The organism is Streptomyces sp. NPDC052109 (assembly GCF_040680195.1).
Lineage (GTDB): Bacteria > Actinomycetota > Actinomycetes > Streptomycetales > Streptomycetaceae > Streptomyces.
In genome coordinates, this window is record NZ_JBFAWF010000036.1 from 13,867 (window position 1) to 33,769 (window position 19,903).

18 protein-coding genes and 2 pseudogenes are annotated in these 19,903 nt (G+C 74.2%); 8 read left to right on the forward strand and 12 right to left on the reverse strand.

What is annotated here, in order from left to right; genetic code table 11:
* Nucleotides 1-6 precede the first annotated feature (6 nt).
* Complete coding sequence (locus tag AB0L59_RS39775; RefSeq protein ID WP_365592390.1) at nt 7-411, forward strand: DUF4186 domain-containing protein; 405 nt, start codon at nt 7-9, stop codon at nt 409-411.
* On the opposite strand, the gene AB0L59_RS39780 is transcribed toward AB0L59_RS39775, so the two are convergent.
* Nucleotides 412-1,959: a M1 family metallopeptidase gene (locus AB0L59_RS39780; protein WP_365592392.1), complete on the reverse strand. Its 1,548-nt coding sequence runs from the start codon at nt 1,957-1,959 to the stop codon at nt 412-414.
* 214 nt (nt 1,960-2,173) lie between these two features.
* On the opposite strand from AB0L59_RS39780, the gene AB0L59_RS39785 reads away from it, so the two are divergent.
* The 3 genes from AB0L59_RS39785 (at nt 2,174) to AB0L59_RS39795 (ending at nt 6,596) form a co-directional block, all read left to right on the forward strand.
* On the forward strand, nt 2,174-4,393 hold the full coding sequence (locus tag AB0L59_RS39785) for an NADP-dependent isocitrate dehydrogenase (RefSeq protein WP_365592395.1): 2,220 nt from the start codon (nt 2,174-2,176) through the stop codon (nt 4,391-4,393).
* A 127-nt stretch (nt 4,394-4,520) separates the two neighbouring features.
* Nucleotides 4,521-5,312: an N-formylglutamate amidohydrolase gene (locus AB0L59_RS39790; RefSeq protein ID WP_365592398.1), complete on the forward strand. Its 792-nt coding sequence runs from the start codon at nt 4,521-4,523 to the stop codon at nt 5,310-5,312.
* A gap of 60 nt (nt 5,313-5,372) precedes the next feature.
* Nucleotides 5,373-6,596: a cytochrome P450 gene (locus AB0L59_RS39795; RefSeq protein WP_365592401.1), complete on the forward strand. Its 1,224-nt coding sequence runs from the start codon at nt 5,373-5,375 to the stop codon at nt 6,594-6,596.
* A gap of 17 nt (nt 6,597-6,613) precedes the next feature.
* Here AB0L59_RS39795 and AB0L59_RS39800 read toward each other — a convergent pair whose 3' ends face one another.
* From AB0L59_RS39800 to AB0L59_RS39810, 3 genes are read right to left on the reverse strand one after another with little or no spacing between them, the layout of a single operon-like run.
* Entirely contained in the window at nt 6,614-7,096 is a 483-nt protein-coding gene (locus AB0L59_RS39800) for a hypothetical protein (RefSeq protein ID WP_365592403.1), read from the reverse strand.
* The gene (locus AB0L59_RS39805) at nt 7,093-7,731 is read right to left on the reverse strand and encodes a sigma-70 family RNA polymerase sigma factor (protein WP_365592405.1); all 639 of its coding nucleotides are present in this window, start codon (nt 7,729-7,731) and stop codon (nt 7,093-7,095) included. Before AB0L59_RS39805 ends, AB0L59_RS39800 begins: the two co-directional genes overlap by 4 nt.
* Nucleotides 7,728-9,155, reverse strand: a complete 1,428-nt coding sequence (locus AB0L59_RS39810; protein ID WP_365592407.1) for a S8/S53 family peptidase — start codon at nt 9,153-9,155, stop codon at nt 7,728-7,730. The genes AB0L59_RS39805 and AB0L59_RS39810 overlap by 4 nt, the downstream gene beginning before the upstream one ends.
* Before the next feature lie 76 nt (nt 9,156-9,231).
* On the opposite strand from AB0L59_RS39810, the gene AB0L59_RS39815 reads away from it, so the two are divergent.
* A complete protein-coding gene (locus tag AB0L59_RS39815; RefSeq protein WP_365592409.1) occupies nt 9,232-11,844 on the forward strand; it encodes a CHAT domain-containing protein in 2,613 nt (870 codons plus the stop codon).
* Nucleotides 11,845-11,867: 23 nt separating this feature from the next.
* Here the strand turns inward: AB0L59_RS39815 and AB0L59_RS39820 are convergent.
* From AB0L59_RS39820 to AB0L59_RS39855, 8 genes and pseudogenes are all read right to left on the reverse strand, one after another.
* A pseudogene (locus AB0L59_RS39820) lies at nt 11,868-12,017 on the reverse strand (helix-turn-helix transcriptional regulator); the annotation flags it as partial.
* An 8-nt stretch (nt 12,018-12,025) separates the two neighbouring features.
* Nucleotides 12,026-13,420: an NtaA/DmoA family FMN-dependent monooxygenase gene (locus tag AB0L59_RS39825; RefSeq protein ID WP_365592411.1), complete on the reverse strand. Its 1,395-nt coding sequence runs from the start codon at nt 13,418-13,420 to the stop codon at nt 12,026-12,028.
* A 26-nt stretch (nt 13,421-13,446) separates the two neighbouring features.
* A complete protein-coding gene (locus AB0L59_RS39830) occupies nt 13,447-14,655 on the reverse strand; it encodes an LLM class flavin-dependent oxidoreductase (RefSeq protein WP_365592414.1) in 1,209 nt (402 codons plus the stop codon).
* Nucleotides 14,656-14,763: 108 nt separating this feature from the next.
* Nucleotides 14,764-14,931, reverse strand: coding sequence for a putative leader peptide (locus AB0L59_RS39835; protein ID WP_365592417.1), 168 nt, complete (start codon nt 14,929-14,931; stop codon nt 14,764-14,766).
* Nucleotides 14,880-15,382 (reverse strand): annotated as a pseudogene (locus AB0L59_RS39840) (GNAT family N-acetyltransferase); the annotation flags it as partial. The gene AB0L59_RS39835 and the pseudogene AB0L59_RS39840, both read right to left, overlap by 52 nt.
* 148 nt (nt 15,383-15,530) lie before the next feature.
* Nucleotides 15,531-15,680: a hypothetical protein gene (locus AB0L59_RS39845; RefSeq protein ID WP_365592419.1), complete on the reverse strand. Its 150-nt coding sequence runs from the start codon at nt 15,678-15,680 to the stop codon at nt 15,531-15,533.
* Nucleotides 15,681-15,737: 57 nt separating this feature from the next.
* A complete protein-coding gene (locus tag AB0L59_RS39850; protein ID WP_365592422.1) occupies nt 15,738-16,628 on the reverse strand; it encodes a glutathione S-transferase C-terminal domain-containing protein in 891 nt (296 codons plus the stop codon).
* Between the two features lie 74 nt (nt 16,629-16,702).
* The gene (locus tag AB0L59_RS39855; RefSeq protein WP_365592425.1) at nt 16,703-16,825 is read right to left on the reverse strand and encodes a putative leader peptide; all 123 of its coding nucleotides are present in this window, start codon (nt 16,823-16,825) and stop codon (nt 16,703-16,705) included.
* Between the two features lie 206 nt (nt 16,826-17,031).
* On the opposite strand from AB0L59_RS39855, the gene AB0L59_RS39860 reads away from it, so the two are divergent.
* The 3 genes from AB0L59_RS39860 to AB0L59_RS39870 are packed head-to-tail and all read left to right on the forward strand — an operon-like array spanning nt 17,032 to nt 19,881.
* A complete protein-coding gene (locus AB0L59_RS39860) occupies nt 17,032-18,201 on the forward strand; it encodes an FAD-binding oxidoreductase (protein WP_365592428.1) in 1,170 nt (389 codons plus the stop codon).
* On the forward strand, nt 18,198-18,500 hold the full coding sequence (locus tag AB0L59_RS39865; RefSeq protein ID WP_365592430.1) for a (2Fe-2S)-binding protein: 303 nt from the start codon (nt 18,198-18,200) through the stop codon (nt 18,498-18,500). The genes AB0L59_RS39860 and AB0L59_RS39865 overlap by 4 nt, the downstream gene beginning before the upstream one ends.
* Nucleotides 18,493-19,881, forward strand: a complete 1,389-nt coding sequence (locus tag AB0L59_RS39870; protein ID WP_365592433.1) for an NAD(P)/FAD-dependent oxidoreductase — start codon at nt 18,493-18,495, stop codon at nt 19,879-19,881. Before AB0L59_RS39865 ends, AB0L59_RS39870 begins: the two co-directional genes overlap by 8 nt.
* Nucleotides 19,882-19,903 lie beyond the last annotated feature (22 nt).

Here is a 19,903-nt window from a genome sequence, read left to right on the forward strand (position 1 = left end):
AGCGGCATGACCTCCTCGCCCGACCCCCGTTCCCTGGACCAGCGGCTGGCCGCGATCGCCCGCCAGCCGTTCCGGGCGAAGTTCCGTCTGCGCGGGCGGGACCGGGCGACCGCCGAGCTGAAGGGGCCGGCGACGATCCGGTGGCACGCCTACGACCTGATCGCCCGGCGACTCGTGCCGGCGGAGCCCCACAAGGACGGCAGGCAGACGCCGTACCGCGGCCATCCGGTCTTCGTCGCCCAGCATGCGACCGCCACCTGCTGCCGGGGCTGCCTGGAGCGCTGGCACGGTATCCCCAAGGGGCGGGAGCTGACCCGTGCCGAGCACGTCTACGTGGTGGAGGCGGTCTGCCGCTGGATCGAGCGGGAGATGACGGGTGGGGCCGCTCCCGGCCCCACCCGCAACCGCTGATCAGAGCGTCGCGGAGTTCTCGTGCCAGTGGCCGCCGCGCCGGCTGTGCGGGGCCACGAGGGAGGAGGTGACCGGGGTCACCGTCCAGTCGGGGTGGCCCGGCATGCGCGGGGTCTTGGTGCCGTACAGCCAGTCGCGCAGGAAGCCCGACCGGTCCTGGCCGGAGACCTCCGAGGCGACCGCGATGTAGTCCTCGGTGGTCGCCGAGCAGCCGCGGAAGCGGTCCAGGAAGGCGCGCTCGACGGCGTGGAAGACGTCCTCGCCGACCAGCTGCCGGAAGGCGTAGAGAACGAGGACGCCGCCGAGGTAGCGCTGGCTGTCGAAGAGGTTCGTGGCGTTGGGCGCGGCCACCGGCCCGGAGTCGTGACGCCACTGGTCGCCGCGGGCGTAGGTGTCCTGCATCCGGGCCTCCATCGTGGTGAGGCCGAGGGAGTCGGCCCAGCCGCGCTCGTAGCGGTAGAGCAGCCCGTAGAAGTCCGCGTGGCCCTCGTTCAGCCACAGGTCCGCCCAGGTGGCGGGGCTGACCAGGTTGCCGAACCAGGAGTGCACCAGCTCGTGCATCATGTGCGAGCCGATCGCCCGCTCCGGCTGGAGCAGGAAGTTCGGCTTGTACAGGGTGAGGGTCTGGGTCTCCAGACCGGTGAAGTCGAAGGCGTTCGGGTCGTCGGAGTTGCACGGCAGCAGGCCGTACGTCTCGAACGGGAAGGATCCGAGCCGCTGCTCCAGCCAGGTCACCAGGCCCGGCGTCAGGGCGAGGGCCGGTTCCAGGGCCGCGGCGCGGGCCGACGGAACCACGTCGCGCAGCGGCAGCCCGTGCGGGCCCTGCCGGTCCTTGATCACGTAGTCGCCGACGGCGATCTGGACGAGTTCGGTGGCCATCGGGGAGACCGAGCGGTACGAGTACGCCGTGCTGCCGCCGCTCAGCGTCTCGACGCCGGTGAGCAGGCCGTTCGCCACCGCGCGCAGCCCGCTGGGGACCGTGACGCGGAAGGTGAAGCCGGCCTTGTCCGAGGGGTGGTCGTTGCACGGGAAGACGGTGTGCGCGGAGTTCGGCTGCGGACAGATCGCGAAGCCGTCCGGGGTGGGCACCCAAGCCGTGTGCGAGAGGGCGGCGCGCGGGTCGGCCGCGTAGTCGACCCGGACGGTCACCACCGCGTCGGCCGCGAGCGGCCGGGCGGGGGTGATCCGCAGTTTCTCCTGCGCCTGCTCCCACACGGCCGTCGCGCCATCCACGGACACGGTCCGTATGTCCAGGCCGAGGGCGTCGAGCGAGAACCTGCTCAGCGCCAGGTTCGTGCGGATCGTCAGGGTGGCGGTGCCCTCCACCCGCTTGGTCGTGGGGTCGTAGGCGAGGTCGAGGTGGTACGACGACACGCGGTAGCCGTCGTTGCCGAGCGCCGGGAAGACCGGGTCGCCGAGGGTCTCCGGGCCCGGCTCCCCCGTCCGCTGGCCGGCGCCGGCCGCGCGGGCCGGGGAGCCGACGGCGAGCGCCGTGGCCGTACCGATGAGGGCGGCCGCCGGGGCCGTCACTCTGCTGCGATATCTCATGGTCCGCCTTCGGTCAGGCGGCCGGGTGGTCGGTCCGGCCGCCGGTCGGTGACGATCACCCGTGGTCTGCGGGTGATCTCTTGTCATGACCACCAAAGGCGGGTACCGGTTGCGCCGACGCGCGGCTTTTCCGGCCGGGACCCCTGTCGAGCGGACCCCGATCACGAGATATCTTGATGTCGAGCAATGTTGCAGACGTGGAGCGGAGCACCCGGTGACTGACTCGACCATCATCTACACCTACACAGACGAGGCCCCGGCCCTGGCGACGCATTCGTTCCTGCCGGTGATCCAGGCGTACGCCTCGCAGGCCGGTGTGCCCGTGACCACCCGGGACATCTCGCTGGCCGGGCGCATCATCGCCGTCTTCCCGGAGTACCTGAACGAGGACCAGCGCATCCCCGACGCGCTGTCCGAGCTGGGCGAGCTGGCCAAGACCCCCGCCGCCAACATCATCAAGCTGCCGAACATCTCGGCGTCCATCCCGCAGCTGAAGGCCGCGGTCGCCGAGCTCCAGGGCAAGGGCTACGCGCTGCCGGACTACCCGGACGACCCGAAGACCGACGAGGAGCGCGAGATCCGCGCCCGCTACGACAAGGTCAAGGGCTCCGCCGTCAACCCGGTGCTGCGTGAGGGCAACTCCGACCGCCGTGCCCCGGCCTCGGTGAAGAACTACGCCAAGACCCACCCGCACCGCATGGGCGCCTGGACCCCCGAGTCCAAGACCCAGGTGGCCACCATGGGCGAGAACGACTTCCGCTCCACCGAGAAGTCCGTCGTCATCGCCGAGGACGGCGCGCTGCGGATCGAGCTGGTCGGCGAGGACGGCACCACCACCGTCCTGAAGGAGTCCGTACCGGTCCGCAAGGACGAGGTCGTGGACGCCTCCGTCATGCACGTCGCCGAGCTGGAGCAGTTCCTCGCCGCGCAGGTCGCCCGCGCCAAGCAGGAGGGCGTTCTGTTCTCCGTACACCTGAAGGCGACGATGATGAAGGTCTCCGACCCGATCATCTTCGGTCACGTGGTCCGCGCCTTCTTCCCGAAGACCTTCGCGAAGTACGGCCAGACCCTCAAGGCGGCCGGCCTCACCCCGAACGACGGCCTCGGCGGCATCCTGAAGGGCCTGGAGAACCTGCCCGAGGGCGCCGAGATCAAGGCCTCCTTCGACGCCGAGATCGCCGAGGGCCCGGCCCTCGCCATGGTCGACTCCGACAAGGGCATCACCAACCTGCACGTCCCGTCGGACGTCATCGTGGACGCCTCCATGCCGGCCATGATCCGCACCTCCGGTCACATGTGGGGCCCCGACGGCCAGGAGCACGACACCCTCGCCGTCATCCCGGACTCCTCATACGCCGGTGTCTACCAGGCGGTCATCGAGGACTGCCGGGCCAACGGCGCCTACGACCCGTCGACCATGGGCTCCGTCCCGAACGTCGGCCTGATGGCGCAGAAGGCCGAGGAGTACGGCTCCCACGACAAGACCTTCGAGGTCCCGGCCGCCGGCACGGTCCGCCTGGTCGACGGGGCCGGCAACGTCCTGATCGAGCAGCCGGTCGCGCAGGGCGACATCTTCCGCGCCTGCCAGACCAAGGACGACCCGATCCGCGACTGGGTCAAGCTGGCCGTCACCCGCGCCCGCGCCACCGGCGACCCGGCCGTCTTCTGGCTGGACGAGAACCGCGCCCATGACGCCAACCTGATCGCCAAGGTCGGGCAGTACCTGCCGGAGCACGACACCGAGGGCCTGGACATCAAGATCCTGTCCCCGGTCGAGGCCGCCAAGCTGTCGGTGGAGCGGATCCGCCGCGGCGAGAACACCATCTCGGTGACCGGCAACGTGCTGCGCGACTACCTGACCGACCTCTTCCCGATCCTGGAGCTGGGCACCAGCGCCAAGATGCTGTCGGTCGTCCCGCTGATGGCGGGCGGCGGCCTGTTCGAGACGGGCGCCGGCGGCTCCGCGCCGAAGCACGTCCAGCAGCTGGTCAAGGAGGACTACCTGCGCTGGGACTCCCTCGGTGAGTTCTTCGCGCTCGTCCCCTCCTTCGAGCAGTACGCGACGGCCACCGGCAACGCCCGTGCCAAGGTCCTCGCCGACACCCTCGACCGCGCCACGGCGACCTTCCTCAACGAGGACAAGTCCCCGACCCGGCGCGTCGGCGGCATCGACAACCGCGGCAGCCACTTCTACCTGTCCCTGTACTGGGCGCAGGAGCTGGCCGGGCAGACCGACGACGCCGACCTGGCCAAGGCCTTCGCGCCGCTCGCCGAGACCCTCGCCGCGAACGAGCAGAAGATCGTGGACGAGCTGATCGCGGTCCAGGGCAAGCCGGCCGACATCGGCGGCTACTACCAGGTCGACAAGGCCAAGGCGGACGCCGTCATGCGCCCGTCGGCCACCTGGAACGAGGCGCTGGCGTCCCTGAGCTGACGCCCGCGGCGCCCGAGCCGTTTCCCCTGACCGTGCCCCGGCCGGAGTCTCCGGCCGGGGCACGTTCTCGTCCAGCGGCCCTCCCTGATCCCGCATCACGCCACCGACGACGCCCCTGGAGCAGCCCATGACCCGGTCCGGTCCCCCGTACGAACTCCTCCCCGGCGCGCCCGACTCGCCCGTGCTGCTGCATGTGCCGCACTCGGCGCGGGCGATCCCGGAGGACGTGCGCCGCGGGATCGTGCTCGACGACCGGGCGCTGGAGCGGGAGCTGGACCACATCACGGACGCGCACACCGCCGAGCTGGCCGAGCGGGCCGCCGGCCTGGCCGCCGTCCCGCCGTGGCGGTTCGTGAACCGGCTGTCGCGGCTGGTCGTGGATCCCGAGCGGTTCCCGGACGAGCGGGAGGAGATGACGGCCGTCGGCATGGGCGCCGTGTACACGCGGACCACGCACCGGGGCGAGCTGCGACCCGCGGACACCGACGCCGAGCCGCTGCTGGCGCGCTACTTCCGGCCGTACGCGCGGGCCATGACCGAGGCGGTCACCGGGCGGCTGGCCGCGACCGGGCGGGCCGTGCTGATCGACGTGCACTCGTATCCGACCGAACCGCTCCCCTACGAACTGCACGGCGACGGGCCGCGTCCGCCGGTGTGCCTGGGCACGGACCCCCTCCACACCCCGCCGGAGCTGACCGAGACGGCCCGGAAGGCGTTCGCGGTCTGCGGGGAGACCGGCCTGGACAGCCCGTTCGCCGGGACCTACGTACCGCTGGAGTTCTACGGGACCCTCGCCCGCGTCACCGCCCTGATGGTGGAGATCCGGCGGGACACCTACATGGCCGAGCCGGGCGGACCGGCCGGGCCCGGGCTGGACCGCCTGGCCGCGGCGCTGGCCGCGCTCGTCGACGCCCTGTGAACCCTCCGGCTGGAGCATTCCGGCAGGACAGCGGGCGGGGTCCGTACCAGGGTGGAGGGCATGACCGAGGAGAGCACGCTCACCGGCCAGGCCCCGCCGCCCGTACGGGACTGGCCCACGCCCGACCTGGACGGGACGGAGTTCGACCCGGTCCTCGCCGGCCTGATGCGCGAGGGTCCGCTGACCCGGATCCGGCTGCCGTTCGGCGAGGGCTGGGCGTGGCTGGCGACCCGCTACGACGACGTGAAGCTGATCACCAATGACCCGCGGTTCAGCCGCAGCGAGGTGACGCACCGTCAAGTGACACGCATGGCACCGAACTTCGCGCCACGGCCGGGTTCGCTCGCCTGGGCCGACCAGCCCGACCACAACCGGCTGCGCAAGCCGGTCGCCGGCGCCTTCACGGTGAGCGCCATGAAGCGGCTGCGCCCCCGCGCGCAGGCGATCCTGGACGAGCTGGTGGAGGGCGTCGTACGGGACGGGCCGCCGGCCGATCTGATCGAGCGGGTGCTGGAGCCGTTCCCGATCAGCGTCGTCAGCGAGGTGATGGGCGTGCCCGCCGCCGACCGCGAGCGGGTGCACGCCTGGACCCGGGAGATCATCTCGACCAACGGCGTCGAGGCCGCCGGCCGGGCCAAGGAGGGCCTGTACGGGTGGATCACCGCGACCATCCGGTCCCGTGCCGACAGCCCGGGCGAGGACGTGTACTCGATGCTCGGCGGGGCCGTGGCACGCGGGGACATCAGCGAGGAGGAGGCCGTCGGGCTGGCCGGCCCGCTGCAGATCGGCGGCGAGGCCGTCACCCACAACTGCGGGCAGATGCTCTACCTGGTGCTGACCCGGCCCGAGCTGACGGAGCGGATGCGCGCGCGTCCCGAGGCCCGCGGTCCGGTCCTGGACGAGCTGTTCCGGTACATCCCCCACCGCGCCTCGGTCGGGCTCGCCCGGATCGCGCGGGAAGACGTGGACATCGCCGGCCACCGTATCGCGGCGGGCGAGCCGGTCTACGTCTCCTACCTCGCCGCCAACCGCGACCCGGCCGTCTTCCCCGACCCGGACCGCATCGACCCCGACCGCGATCCGAATCCGCACGTGGCGTTCGGCAACGGTCCGCACTTCTGCACCGGCACGCTGCTGGCCCGGCTGCAGACCGAGCTGCTGGTGGACACCCTGCTGGACCGGTTGCCCGGGCTGCGGCTCGCGGTGCCGGCCGAGGAGGTGCGATGGCGGCACCGGACGATGATCCGCGGTCCGCGGACGCTGCCCGTGACCTGGTCCGCCTGACTTCGTGAGCAGCGGGCTCAGGCCCGCAGCCACTCCGTGACGATCACCTCCGCGCCGGTCCGCAGCCTGAGGGCGAACGGGCCGGCCGGTGGTGCGTCGCTGGTGAAGCGGCCGAGGGTGTCGACCGTGACGGGGCGGGCGGTCTGCGGGCCGCCGAGCACCTCGATGCGCGCGGACCGCGGCGGCAGCACCTGGCCGATCAGCCCGTCGTCGGTGACCTCGACGTCGACGGTGACCTCGCCCGCGCGGAACGTCAGCATCCGCGGCGCGTCCGTGCCGCCTCTGACCGGCAGCGCGTCCACGAGCGAGTCGAAGGTCAGCTCGGCGATCCGCGCGTCCAGGTCGTGCAGGGCGTAGGCCTCCAGGGCGAGTTGGCGCAGGGCCTCCGGTACCGGGTCGAGGACCGCCGCGGCCTGGCGCAGCTCCTCCTCCAGCAGGGCGTCCGCCCACTCCTCCTCGGCGGCGCCCCCGCGCGTGCTCTGGTTCTCTTCCTCGTTCACGCCGCACCCCGTGCGTCCATCCGGGCCCGCAGCCGGCGCAGACAGCGCTGGCGCAGGGGACCGATACTGCCGACCGCGATACCGAGGGCGGCCGAGATCTCCCCGTAGCTGGGCGGCGGGGAGGCCACCAGCACGCGCAGCAACTGCCGGCAGCGCTCCCCCAGTCCGTCCAGCTCCTGCCACAGTCGGCGGACCCGCTCGGCCCGGTCCGCCGCCTCCTCCGAAGCGATCAGCGACTCCTCCGGGGTCCGCTCCTCGCTGGCCCGGTCCAGCACCCGCGGGTCGTCGGTCAGCGTCAGCCGGGCCAGGCTCTTGAGCACCTTCAGGCATTCGTGGCGGGCCGTACTGGCCAGCCACGAGGCGGTCTTGTCGGGTTCGCGGATGCGGCCCAGGTGCTGGGCGAAGCGGAACCACACGGTCTGGTAGACCTCGTGCCCGTCGGCGTCGGAGAGCCGGTGTGCGCGCACCACCGACCACACCAGCGGACTCATCCCTTCCACCAGCGCCTTCCAGGCCGCGGCGTCCCCGTCGACGGCGGACCGGACGAGCGCGCCGACCTCTGTTCGGTCCACGGCTCCACCCCTCGTGTACGGCTCGTCATCGTACGCCGTGGAGCGGAGGGTTCCGGCACTCATGCCGGCACGGCCGGGGCGACGGCCGGGACCGGGCGCCAGGTGGGTGGCCGCAGCGCCGGGACGTGCGCCCCGCGCACGTCGGCGGTGTCGGTGGTGACCGCGAGCAACCCGGTGCGGGCGGCGCGCGGGTCACGCTCCCCGTGCGCCGTCATGTGCGCGGCGACGAGACCGGCGGCGACCGGGGTGGCGAAGGAGGTCCCGCTCCACTGCGCGAGGCCGTCGAACATCACCTGGTCCGGCTTGGCCCCGGTGCTCTCCCGACCCTCGCTCAGCACACCGGTGTGACGCGGGTACTGGCAGGTGCACGGGTAGTCGAAGCCGAACCGGCAGGCGTCGTAGGTCGAGTGCTGGTAGACGTAGGGCACGGGCGTGTCGAAGCCGGTGAGGGCGCTGGTCAGGCGCTCGCCCGGGGCGTAGACCCGCACCCAGGGGCCGTGGTTGCTGAAGCAGGCCTCGCCGTCGCCGTCCGCGCGCAGCGCGCCGACCGACAGCACGCTGTCCGCGTACTCGGGCAGCGCGGCGCAGGCGGCGGGCCAGAACGGCGTGTCGGAGGCGTTGTTGCCGGCGGCGGCCACCAGCAGGGTGCGCTGCTCGCGCAGTTCGCGCAGGAAGGCGTCCAGGCCGAGCAGGCCGGCGCCGTCCTCGGTGGTGGTGCCGGCGGAGAGGCTGATGATGTCGGGCCAGCCGCCTTCGTCCACCGCCTCGAAGAGCCGGGCGCCGAACTCGGACTCCAGGATCGCCCCGGCGTCGTTCAGGGTGCCCCGGACGGTCACTTCGGTGTCGGGTGCGACGGCCGCGAGGATCCCGGCGATGAAGGTGCCGTGACCGACGTACTGGCGGAGCACCCCGTCGCCGTCGGTCTCGGCCGCCTGGACGTCACCGGTGGTGTGGGCGAGCAGCGGGTAGCGGACGTAATCGTGCACGAGCCCGGTGTCGATCACCAGGACGCGCACGGCGCTGTCCGCGTCGTAACCGCCCGCGGCAACGGCCGGGTTGGCCGTGCCGCCGCGCGGGACGGGCACCGGCTCGTCGCCGGGGCAGGCGTTGACCGCGATGTGCACCACGTGGTTACGGCCCACCAGCCGGCGGCCCCGGCGGTCCTCCGCCTCCCGCAGGGCGCGCAGCGCGTGCGGGACGGTGTCGTCGCCGGCGCCCGGATCGCCCGTGCGGATGCGGGTGACGCCCGTGCGGTTGGTCTCCGGGCTCTCCCGGCGGACGTGGTCGGGGACCAGGCCCTCGGTCGCGGTGAAGTGGGCCCGCACGGTGTCCTCGACGAGACGGGCCTCCTCGCCGTCCCGCGCGAGGACGACGCCCTTCTCGTAGAGGAAGTGGGCGTCGTCCTCGCGCGGCCCCATGGCCAGGGCCACGCCTGGCATGGAGCGCTGGATGTGCTCGAACTGCTCGTGGAACCGCTGTGGTGCCATGACCTGTCCTCCCCCTGCAGACGGTGTTCGACAGTGAGAGCCGCGGGGCCACCGTCTGATACAGCAGGCCACTACCATGCGAGACGTGACAGCGGGAAGAGAGTCGGTTCTCGAGCTGCTGCCCCTGGTCTTCGCCGACCCGGGCGAGGCCCGGGCACGCGCGGAACAGGTGCTGCGGGCCGGTCCGCCGCCGCTGCACGCCAGCGTCGCCCACCAGGTGCTCGGCATCTGGCAGCGGGACTTCGGCGATCTGCGCATCGCGCTCAGGCATCTGCGCCGGGCCCGGGACCTGGCCGCGCGCGCCGAGTCGGCCGACCGTGAGGCGGATGTGCTCGCGACGCTGGGGGTCGCACTGGTGCACGCGGGGCGCACGCGACAGGGGCTCACCTCCTTCGAGCGGGGGGTGGCGCGCGGCAGCGCGCACACCCGGGCCCGGGTGCTGTACCGGCGGGCGTACGTGTGGTGGGTGCTGGGGCGGCACCGGGAGGCGCTGGAGGACGTGCGGCGGGCGCTGCCGGTGCTGCGGCAGCTCGGCGACGACATCTGGACCGCGCGGGCGCTGACCCTGCGGGCCACCGTCCATCTGGCGCTCGGCGCGGTGGACCGGGCGGTCGCGGACTTCACGGCGGCGGAACGGCTGTGGGAGACCACCGGCCAGGAGCACGACAAGGCCGACGCGGTGGAGAGCCGGGGCCTCGCCGCGTTCCGGTCCGGGGACATCCCGGCGGCACTGCGGCTGCTGGACGAGGCCGAGGAGCGGTACGCGAAACTCGGCACGCCCACCTACATGCTGTCCATTCGGCGCTGCGAGGTGCTGATGGCGGCCGGCCTCGCCCCGGAGGCGCTCGCCGAGGCGGACGCGACGATCGCGCTGCTGGACCGGATCGGCGGACAGTCCACCCGCAAGGCCGAGCTGCTGCTGGCCGCCGCGCGGGCCGCCCGCTCGGCCGGGGACCCGCACACCGCCGTGGCCCGCGCCGCCGTCGCCGTACGGCTGTTCGCGGCGCAGCGCCGCATGTGGTGGGAGACGCACGCCCGGCTGGTGCTGATCGAGGCGCGGGTGGCGGGCGGGCGCCGCTCCGGGCGGCTGGTCGCGGACGCGGCGGCGGTCGCCGGAAAGCTGGCCTCCTTCGGCTCGCCCGCCGCCCCGGAGGCGTCGCTGCTCGCGGGCCGGATCGCCCTCGCGCTGGGCTGGACGGCCGACGCGGAACGGCACCTGTCGGTGGCCGCGCGCAGCCGGTACGGCGGACCGCCTCCGGCCCGGGTCACGGGCTGGGCGGCGCAGGCGCTCCGGGCGCGGGCGGCCGGGTCCCGGCGGGGTGTGCTGGAGGCCTGCCGGCGCGGACTGGACGTGCTGGACGACCACCGGATGACGCTCGGCGCCTCGGAGCTGCGGGCGCACGCGACCGCGCAGGGCGCGGAACTGGCCGCGCTGGCCCAGGAGGTGAGCCTCGCCCAGGGCACCCCGCGGCGGCTGCTGGAGTGGAGCGAGCGCTGGCGGGCGACCGTACTGTCCGCGCCGCCCACCCGGCCGCCCGCCGACCCGGCGCTGCTCAGCGGACTGACCGCCTACCGGGAGATCGCCGCCCGCGCGGAGGAGGCCCGCATGGAGGGCCGCCCGGTGCCCGCGCTGGAGCGCGAACAGCGGCGCCTGGAGCGGGAGATCCGCTCCCGCACGCACCACATCCGCGGCGCCGCTCCGCACGAGGGCGACCGCTTCGACGCGGCCCGGCTGCTGGACCGGCTCGGCGCGGCGCACCTGGTCGAACTGGCCGTCGTCGACGGTCGGGTGCACGTCCTGCTGTGCGGGCAGGGGAGGGTACGGCGGTTCGCCGGCGGTCCGCTGGCCGAGGCGGTGACCGAGGCCGAACACGTCCAGGCCGGGCTGCGCCGCCTCGCGCACCCCGGCGCCGAGGCCCGGCTGCCGCTGGTGGAGGCCGCCGGCCTGCGCCTGCAGGAGCTGCTGCTGGGCGGGGCCGCGGCGCAGCTGAGCTCCGGGCCGGTGGTGATCGTGCCGCCCGGCGCGCTGCACCGGGTGCCGTGGGCGCTGCTGCCCGCACTGCGCGACCGGGTGCTCAGCGTGTCACCGTCGGCGGGCAGCTGGCTGCGCGCCCGGGAGACCGAGCCGCCGCCGGGCGGCCGGCAGGTGCTGGTGCGCGGGCCCGGTCTCGCCACCGGCGGCGCGGAAGTGCCGGAGCTGGCCGGCCGGTACGGAACGGCGACGGTGCTGGAGGGCGACCGCGCCCGGGTGCCCCGGGTCCTGGAGCACCTCGACGGCGCGGCGCTCGCGCACCTCGCGGCCCACGGCACGTTCCGCGCCGACAGCCCGCTGTTCTCGGCCCTTCGGATGGCCGACGGCCCGCTGATCGTGCACGACTTCGAACGGCTCACCCGTAGTCCGTACCGGATCATCCTCTCCAGCTGCGACACCGCCCGCCTCGCCTCCGTCGGCGCCGACGAACTCCTCGGGCTGGTCACCGCGTTGCTGCCGCTCGGCACGGCCGGGGTGGTGGCGAGCAGCGCACCGGTCAACGACGCGGCGGTGGTGCCGCTGATGCTGGCGCTCCACAAGGGCCTCGACACCGGTCTCTCCCTGGCCGAGGCCCTCCGCGACGCCCGCACGACCCTGCCGGGCGACGCGGTCCACCAGGCGACGGGATGGGCGTTCGCCGCGTTCGGGGCGGCGTGAGCGCGCCGCCAGGCGGATGCGCACAGGGACGGCAACGCCCCCCGGTCACCGGTGCCCAGGCGGCTGTACGCGCCGTACAGATGGTTGCCCACCGTCCGCACGGACAGGGTCAGCCGCTCGGCGATCTCCCGGTTGCTGAGCCCCGCCGCCGCGAGCGACACGATCTGCCGCTCGTGGTGCTTCACGACGCCGCCCGCTCGGGCGCGGCGGTGGAGCCCGGGTCGGTGTCGGCGTCCGGGTGGGCGAGGCCGAGGTGGTCGCGCAGGGTCGTGCCCTCGTAGTCGGCGCGGAACACGCCCCGTTCCTGGAGCAGCGGCACGACCTTGTCGGCGAAGGGGTCGAGGCCGCCGGGGGTGATGTGCGGGACGATGATGAAGCCGTCGGAGGCGTCGGCCTGCACGAAGTCGTTGACGGTCCGGGCGACCGTGGCCGGGGAGCCGACGAAGGTCTGCCGGTTGCCGGTGTTGATGACCAGATCGCGGATGGACCACTTGTTGGCCTCGGCCAGCTGCCGCCACTCGCGGGCGATGGCGAGCGGGTCCCGGTACATCCGCACCTGGGCGCGGCCCCGGGAGATGTGCTCCTCGCTCACCACCGGGTCGACGTCGGGCAGCGGGCCCTCCGGGTCGTACGCCGACAGGTCCCGGTTCCAGACGAACTCCAGGTGCTTGATGGCGGTCGCCCCGCTGACCTGCTGCCGGCGCACCTCGCGGGCGAGTTCGGCGGCCTCCTGGTCGGTGTCGCCGAGGACGAAGGTCGCGGCGGGCAGGACGAGCAACTGGTCGGGGCGGCGGCCGTACGTGGCGAGGCGGGATTTGACGTCCGCGTAGAAGGCCTGGCCCTCCTTCAGCGTGGCGTACCGGCTGAAGATCGCGTCGGCGCTGGAGGCCGCGAACTCGCGGCCCTCGTCGGAGTCGCCGGCCTGGAAGATCACCGGGCGGCCCTGCGGGGAGCGCGGGACGTTGAACCGGCCGTGGATGTCGAAGTGCTGCCCCTGGTGGACGAAGGCGCCGGCCTTGGCGTCCCGCAGGAAGGTGCCGGTGGCCTGGTCGGCGAGGATCTCGTCGCCGCGCCAGGAGTCGAACAGTTCGTGCGCGGTGGCGAGGAACTCCTTGGCGCGGGAGTAGCGCTCCTCCTGCGGCAGGAAGCCGCCGCGGCGGAAGTTCTCGCCGGTGAAGGCGTCCCAGGAGGTGACGACGTTCCACGCGGAGCGGCCGCCGGAGAGGTGGTCGAGGCTCGCGAACTGGCGGGCCACCTCGTACGGCTCGTTGAACGTGGAGTTGATGGTGCCGGTCAGGCCGAGCCGGTCGGTGACGGCGGCCAGCGCGGCCAGCACGGTGAAGGTGTCGGGACGGCCGACGACGTCCATGTCGTAGATCCTTCCGCCCTGCTCGCGCAGCCTGAGCCCCTCGGCGAGGAACAGGAAGTCGAACTTGGCGCGTTCGGCGGTCCGCGCGAAGTGCGCGAAGGAGCTGAACTCGATGTGACTGCCGGCGGCCGGGTCGCTCCACACGGTGGTGTTGTTGACGCCCGGGAAGTGGGCGGCCAGGTGGATCTGCTTCAGCGGCTTGCTCATGGGGTGCGGTCGTCCTCTCCGGCTGCTCAGGCGATGGCTGCCGCGTAGCGGTTGGCGGGGCGGGCGAGGCCGAGCAGGCCGCGCAGGGTGGCGGCCTCGTAGGCGTCCCGGAAGCGGCCCCGGCGCTGCAGTTCGGGCACCAGGTCGCGGCTGATGCGGGGCAGGTCGTGCCCGGCGACCGCGGGCCGCAGCCGGAACCCGGTCAGCCCGCCGGCCGCCAACTCCTCCAGCAGGTCGGCGAGTTGCGCGGCCGTGCCGGTGAAGATCCGGGCGTCGCCGGTGTACGGCTCCCCCGCGAGCGTGTCCAGCCGCTCCCGCCGGGCCTCGGCCTCGCCCTGGCTGTCGTCGAGGAACACGAGGAGGTCGCCGAAGACGTGCAGGGGTTCGGCCGCGCGGCCCGCCGCCTGCTGCGCGGCGCGGACCTCGGCGACGATCGCGCGGGCCTGGTCCACGTCCTGCGCGGTGACGAAACCGATGTCGGCCTGGCGGGCGACGAGCCGGTACGGCTCCGTCCGGTGGGCGAGGGCGGTGACCACCGGCTGGCCCTGGGGCGGGCGGGGGGTGATCGAGGGGCCCTTGACGCTGAAGTGGCGGCCCGCGAAGCCGATGTAGTGCAGCTTGTCCCGGTCGATGAAGCGGCCCGTCGCCGCGTCCCGGATCTCGGCGTCGTCCTCCCAGCTGTCCCAGAGCCGGCGCACCACTTCCACGTAGTCGGCGGCCTCGTCGAGCAGTTCGGTGATCAGGTCCTGTGCGGCCGGGCTGTCGTAGGCGTCGATCCGGGCGAGGGTACGGCGGCCGAAGTGGGCGGCCTCGTCCGGCCGGGCGCTGTTCTGCACGCGCAGGCCCGCGCGGCCGGTGCTGACGTAGTCGAGCGTGGCGATCGCCTTGGAGATGTGGAACGGCTCCGTGTGCGTGGCCACCACGGTCGGCACCAGGCCTATGTGCCGGGTGAGTGGTGCGACGCGGGAGGCGACGAGGACCGCGTCGAGCCGGCCGCGCACCTGGTCGGTGCGCTCGTCGGGGCCGAGGAGGTGCGAGGACTGCGGGCCGAGGCCGTCCTCGAGGGTGACGAAGTCGACGAGGCCGCGTTCCGCCTCGGCGACCAGCTCGGCCCAGTAGGCGGCGGTGAACAGCTCCCGGGGGCGCGCGACCGGCTCGCGCCAGGACGCGGGGTGCCAGCCGGTGCCGTCCAGGGCGACGGCAAGGTGCAGGAGGGAAGGGGGAGTTGAGGACACGTCGGTGCCTTCCTGATGTCCGTACGAGAACACCGGCTCGCGGGGGCAGGCGTCGGCCAGGGCGAGCGCGGCAGGACAAGACCCGGGCCTCGCGGCCGGGGTGAAACGTCAGTGGCGACAGAGCGCGGCGGACACGCGCTGGAGATCTATGTGCGGCCGGGAGTGCAGACGGAGCGAGCGGTACGGCTGCGGGACGCACACCGGGAGTCTGCGGGACACGGCCGTCACCTCCGTCCGTCGGGCGCGGCGGGTCGGGTGAGCGAACGCCTCGCCCATCTCGTCATGACTCCCAACGCGCCGCCGTCCGCGGTTGTTCCCGCGTTGCGGATCCGCTCGACGGTGGCCTCGCCGCGCACCCGCACGATGCGGGAGCGGCGACGCAGGGTGCACCCGATCGCCCCGTACAACCGGATCGCCGGGGCGTTGTCCGCGGCGCCGGCCCGCGGCCACGGTGGGCGTCCAGCCCGGCGCCCGCAGCCCCACCCCGGCCGTCACGATGAGCCGCCCCTCGTGCCGGAGGTCGAGGTAGGCATCCACCTCGGCGGTCCGCTCCCGGAACGGGCCGGGGCGGGTCCGGGCCACGAGGTCGGGGATCTCCGGGACGTCGGGGGGCCGAGCCGTACCGCCTCCGGCGCGGGCTCGGCGCCCAGCGCGGTGCCCACCGACTGCAGGCCGTCCCCGTCGACCCCCGGCCATCGGGCACGCGGCCAACGGGCTTGATCCGTACGGTGGCCGGGCGGCGCCTCGGCGAGGGGGCGGCGCCTGGGGGCTCACTCATGGCGGGCTCCGGCGGCGTCGGACACCCCGGATCGCGGCGCGCGGGCACGGGCCGCCAAGAGGTGTACGTCGGGGAGGCGAGGGGCTGGAAAGGGTCGTCAGACCCGGCAGCGGGCAGAGCCCGGCGCGGTACACAGTGCGCTGTTGACGCGGAGCAGATCGACGGCACGGTCGGCGACGAGGAACCCGGCGTACGACCGTACGCGGCCCTGGGGGCGGCTCGCGGCCGTCCGGGCAGCTGCGTCCATGGCGTGACCTGGCACTGTTCCGGCCCCGTGGGGCCTTCGCACGAGGTTCGCCCGCTCTCACCTGCGGGAAGCGGCTTCGGCGTCCGCGGCGATGCCCGCCCAGTCCAGGATCTGGACGGCGGCTCCGGCGGCCTCCAGGCCGCGGCAACGACCGTGGTGGCGGCGGGAGATGCCGTCGAGATCGAGGTGACGGCCGAACGCGGGACGGGCGGCCAGGCGGCGGGCGTAGGCCCACAGGGCGCGGTGGCCGGCGATGCGGTGCACGGCGGAGGCGTCGAGGTGGCAGCGGTGCACGGTGTCCAACTGCACCAGGGCGACCCACAGTTCGACGTCGGCGGCGGTGAGCCGGTCGTCGGCCAGGAAGTCCCCTGCGGCGAGCCGGTTCTCCAGCCGGCCCAGGGTGTCGAGGAGGGTGTCGAGGGCGGCGGCCCGCTCGGCCGGCCCGGTGCCGGCCCGCCCGGCGCGCTGCGCGGCCTCCTCGATGCCCTCGTCGCACATCCGCTCGACGGCCTCGATCACGGACTCCAGGCCGCACGGGTACAGAGCGGCGCGGTCCTCGTGCGGGAAGAAGCGGTCGAGGTCGCGCAGGATGTCGCGGGCCCGGGTGCTGACGACACGGCCGGACCAGTCGTCGCTCAGCACCGGCGCGAGGGCGGGGCCGGTGTAGCGGTGGGCGCTCGCCTCGTACAGCGGGCGCAGCGCGGAGTGGCCGCCGCCGGGACAGTCCGGGACGGCGGGCAGGTAGGTGACGGGACAGCCGGCGTCCAGCCCGAGCAGGCCGTGCCCGACGGCGAGACGCAGCCCGTCGGGGCAGGCGGTCGACAGATGGAGCCGGTAGCGGTGCGGCACGGCGTAGTGACCGCTGCGTGCGTCGCGGCCGATCCGGCCGCGGAAGTCGGGGGTGGGGCGGTGGGCGGACGGGACGGCGGCGAGCGGAGTCATGGACATGCGTCTCCCCGGAGGTGGGCGAACAGATGTGCGCGCCGGCGGGCGGCGTCGGGGTGGGCGCGCGGGGCCCCGGCTCAGGGGCGAAGGCCGATGGCGCTGCAGACGCGCTGCAGGTCGATGTGCCGGCGGGAGGTGAGCAGGGGGGCGCACCACGACGTGCGGCCTGCTCGGCCGGCGTCCGTCTTGAGGCGCGTCATGATTCCCTACCTGTTCACTAGGGTTCCCACCTGGAGTGTCGATCCGCCTTTCCGCGGCGTCAAGAGGGCGTCCACGTCCGGAGCTGCGGGGGGCACGGCCGACCTCGAGGGCGCCGGGCTGTTCGATGTGCGGCTCTGGTGCGCTTCGCCGAAGACCCAGGTGCAGGGCCCTCCTCAAGCCGAGCGCTATGTGACATAGTACTGCCGTGGCAAAGCGACTGACCTGCGATGTCGTGGTCGTCGGAGCCGGCATGGTCGGCGCGGCCTGCGCGCTGTACGCCGCGCGGGCCGGCCTCGACGTGCGGGTGGTGGACCGTGGCCCGGTGGCCGGCGGCACCACCGGCGCGGGCGAGGGCAACCTGCTGGTCTCCGACAAGGAACCGGGCCCGGAACTCGATCTGGCCCTGCTGTCGGCCCGGTTGTGGGCACGGCTGGGCGACGAGCTGGGTACTGCCGTGGAGTACGAGCCCAAGGGCGGCCTGGTGGTGGCCTCCACACCCGGGACCCTCGGCGCCCTGCACGCGTTCGCCGAGGGCCAGCGGGCCGCCGGGGTCGTGGCCGAAGCGGTCACCGCGGACCAACTCGCGGCACATGAGCCGCACCTGGCCCCCGGTATGGCGGGCGGGGTGCACTATCCGCAGGACGCCCAGGTCATGCCCGCACTCGCCGCCGCCCATCTGCTGCGCGCCTCCGGCGCCCGCCTGCACACGGGGTGGACCGTGACCGGGGTGCTCCGCACGGCCCGTGGCGCGCTGGCCGGTGTCCGCACCGACCGGGGCGAGCTGCACGCGCCGGCGGTGGTCAACGCGGCCGGCACCTGGGGCGGCGACCTCGCCGCGCTCGCGGGCGTCCGGCTGCCGGTACTCCCGCGGCGCGGCTTCGTCCTGGTCACCGAGCCGCTGCCGCCGATGGTCCGGCACAAGGTGTACGCCGCGGACTATGTGGCCGACGTCGCGAGCGACTCCGCCGACCTGCGCACCTCGCCGGTGGTGGAGGGCACGGCCGCCGGTCCGGTACTGATCGGCGCGAGCCGGGAACGGGTGGGCTTCGACCGCTCCTTGTCGCTTGCGGCCGTACGGGCGCTCGCGGCCGGTGCCGTCGGACTGTTCCCGTTCCTGGAGCGGGTGCGCGCGCTGCGGACCTACGCGGGCTTCCGGCCGTATCTGCCCGACCACCTTCCGGCGATCGGCCCGGACCCCCGCGCCCCGGGGCTGTTCCACGCCTGCGGGCACGAGGGCGCCGGCATCGGACTGGCCGTCGGCACCGGGCGGTTGATCGCGCAGGCGCTCACCGGGAAGACACCGGACCTGGATCTCACGCCGTTCCGTCCGGAGCGGTTCGAGGGATGCGACACCGACGGAGGCGACACGCCGTGAATCCCCTGGAGTTGGCCCGGGCCCGGCCGGGCGAGGCCTTCACCGTCACCTTCGACGGCCGGCCCCTCGCGGCGCTGCCCGGGCAGACGGTCGCGGCGGCGCTGTGGGCGGCGGGCGTGACGGCCTGGCGCAGCACCCGGGGGGCGGGCCGCCCGCGCGGGGTGTTCTGCGGGATCGGGGTGTGCTTCGACTGCCTGGTGACCGTCAACGGCCAGGCGAACCAGCGGGCTTGTCTGGTGGCGGTGTGCCCGGGCGACGAGATCCGCACACAGGAGGGGACGGGACGGGACGATGAGTGAGCGAGCGCATCTCGCCGTCGTCGGGGCGGGACCGGCGGGGCTCGCCGGGGCTCTGGCGGCGGCCGCCCGGGGCGTCCGGGTCACCCTCGTCGACGCGGCCGCGCAGGCGGGCGGCCAGTTCTACCGGCAGCCCGCCCGGGCCCTCGGCGCCCGTCGCCCCGAGGCCCTGCACCACCAGTGGCGCACCTGGGAGCGGCTGCGGGACGGCCTCGCCCGGCACGTCGCCGCCGGACACGTCACCCACCTGACGGAGCATCACGTCTGGTGTGTGCAGCGGAGGCCGGGCTCGTTCACGGTGCACGCCCTGTGCGGTCCGGCGCAGGAGGAGGGAGTCACCGTCCGCGCCGACGCCGTGCTGCTCGCCACCGGCGGCTACGAGCGCGTGCTGCCCTTCCCGGGCTGGACCCTTCCCGGTGTCGTCACGGCGGGCGGAGCGCAGGCCATGCTCAAGGGCGACCTGGTGCTGCCCGGCCGCACGGTCGTGGTCGCCGGCACCGGGCCGCTGCTGCTGCCGGTGGCCACCGGGCTCGCCGCGGCGGGAGCACGGGTGGCCGCGCTGGTCGAGTCGGCCGACCCCCGGACCCTGCCGCGTCGCGCGCCGGCTCTCGCCGCCGCTCCCGCCAAGCTCGTCGAAGGTGCCTGGTACGCGGGGCAGTTGCGGCGCCTGAAGGTGCCCGTGCTGGCCCGGTACACCGTGCTGGAGGCGCACGGCACCGACCGGCTGCGGACGGTCACCGTCGCCGCGCTGGAGGGGGACGGCCGGATCCGGCCCGGCAGCGCACGCCGTATCCCGTGCGACACCCTCGCCGTCGGCCACGGCATGCTGGCGCACACCGATCTCGCCGAGACCCTGGGCTGCACCCCGACCGGCGCGGCCGTACGGGTCGACGCCGAGCAGCGCACCGACGTGCCAGGGGTCTGGGCCGCCGGGGAGACCACCGGCATCGGCGGCGCGGCCCTCGCGCTCGCCGAGGGCCACATCGCGGGCCGGTCGATCGCCGCCCGCCTGTCCGGCGGGGTCCCCGACCCGCAGACCTGGGCGCCGGCCGCCCGGGTCAGGAGCCGGCAGCGGGCGTTCTTCGCCGCCCTCGAGGCGGTGTACGCGCCACCCGCCGGCTGGGCCGACCGGATCACGGACGACACCGTGGTGTGCCGGTGCGAGGAGGTCACAGCGGGCCGGGTCCGTACGGCTGCCGGCCCGCTCGGCGCCGGTGATCTGCGCACGGTGAAGCTGCTCACCCGGGCCGGGATGGGCTGGTGCCAGGGACGGATGTGCGCGCCCGCGGTGGCCGGACTGACCGGATGCCCGCTCACGGCGGACCGCCGGCCCTTCGCCCGGCCGGTACCGCTCGGCGTCCTGGCCGGGCTGCCGGACGACTGACCGTCCGGCCCGGTTCCGAGAG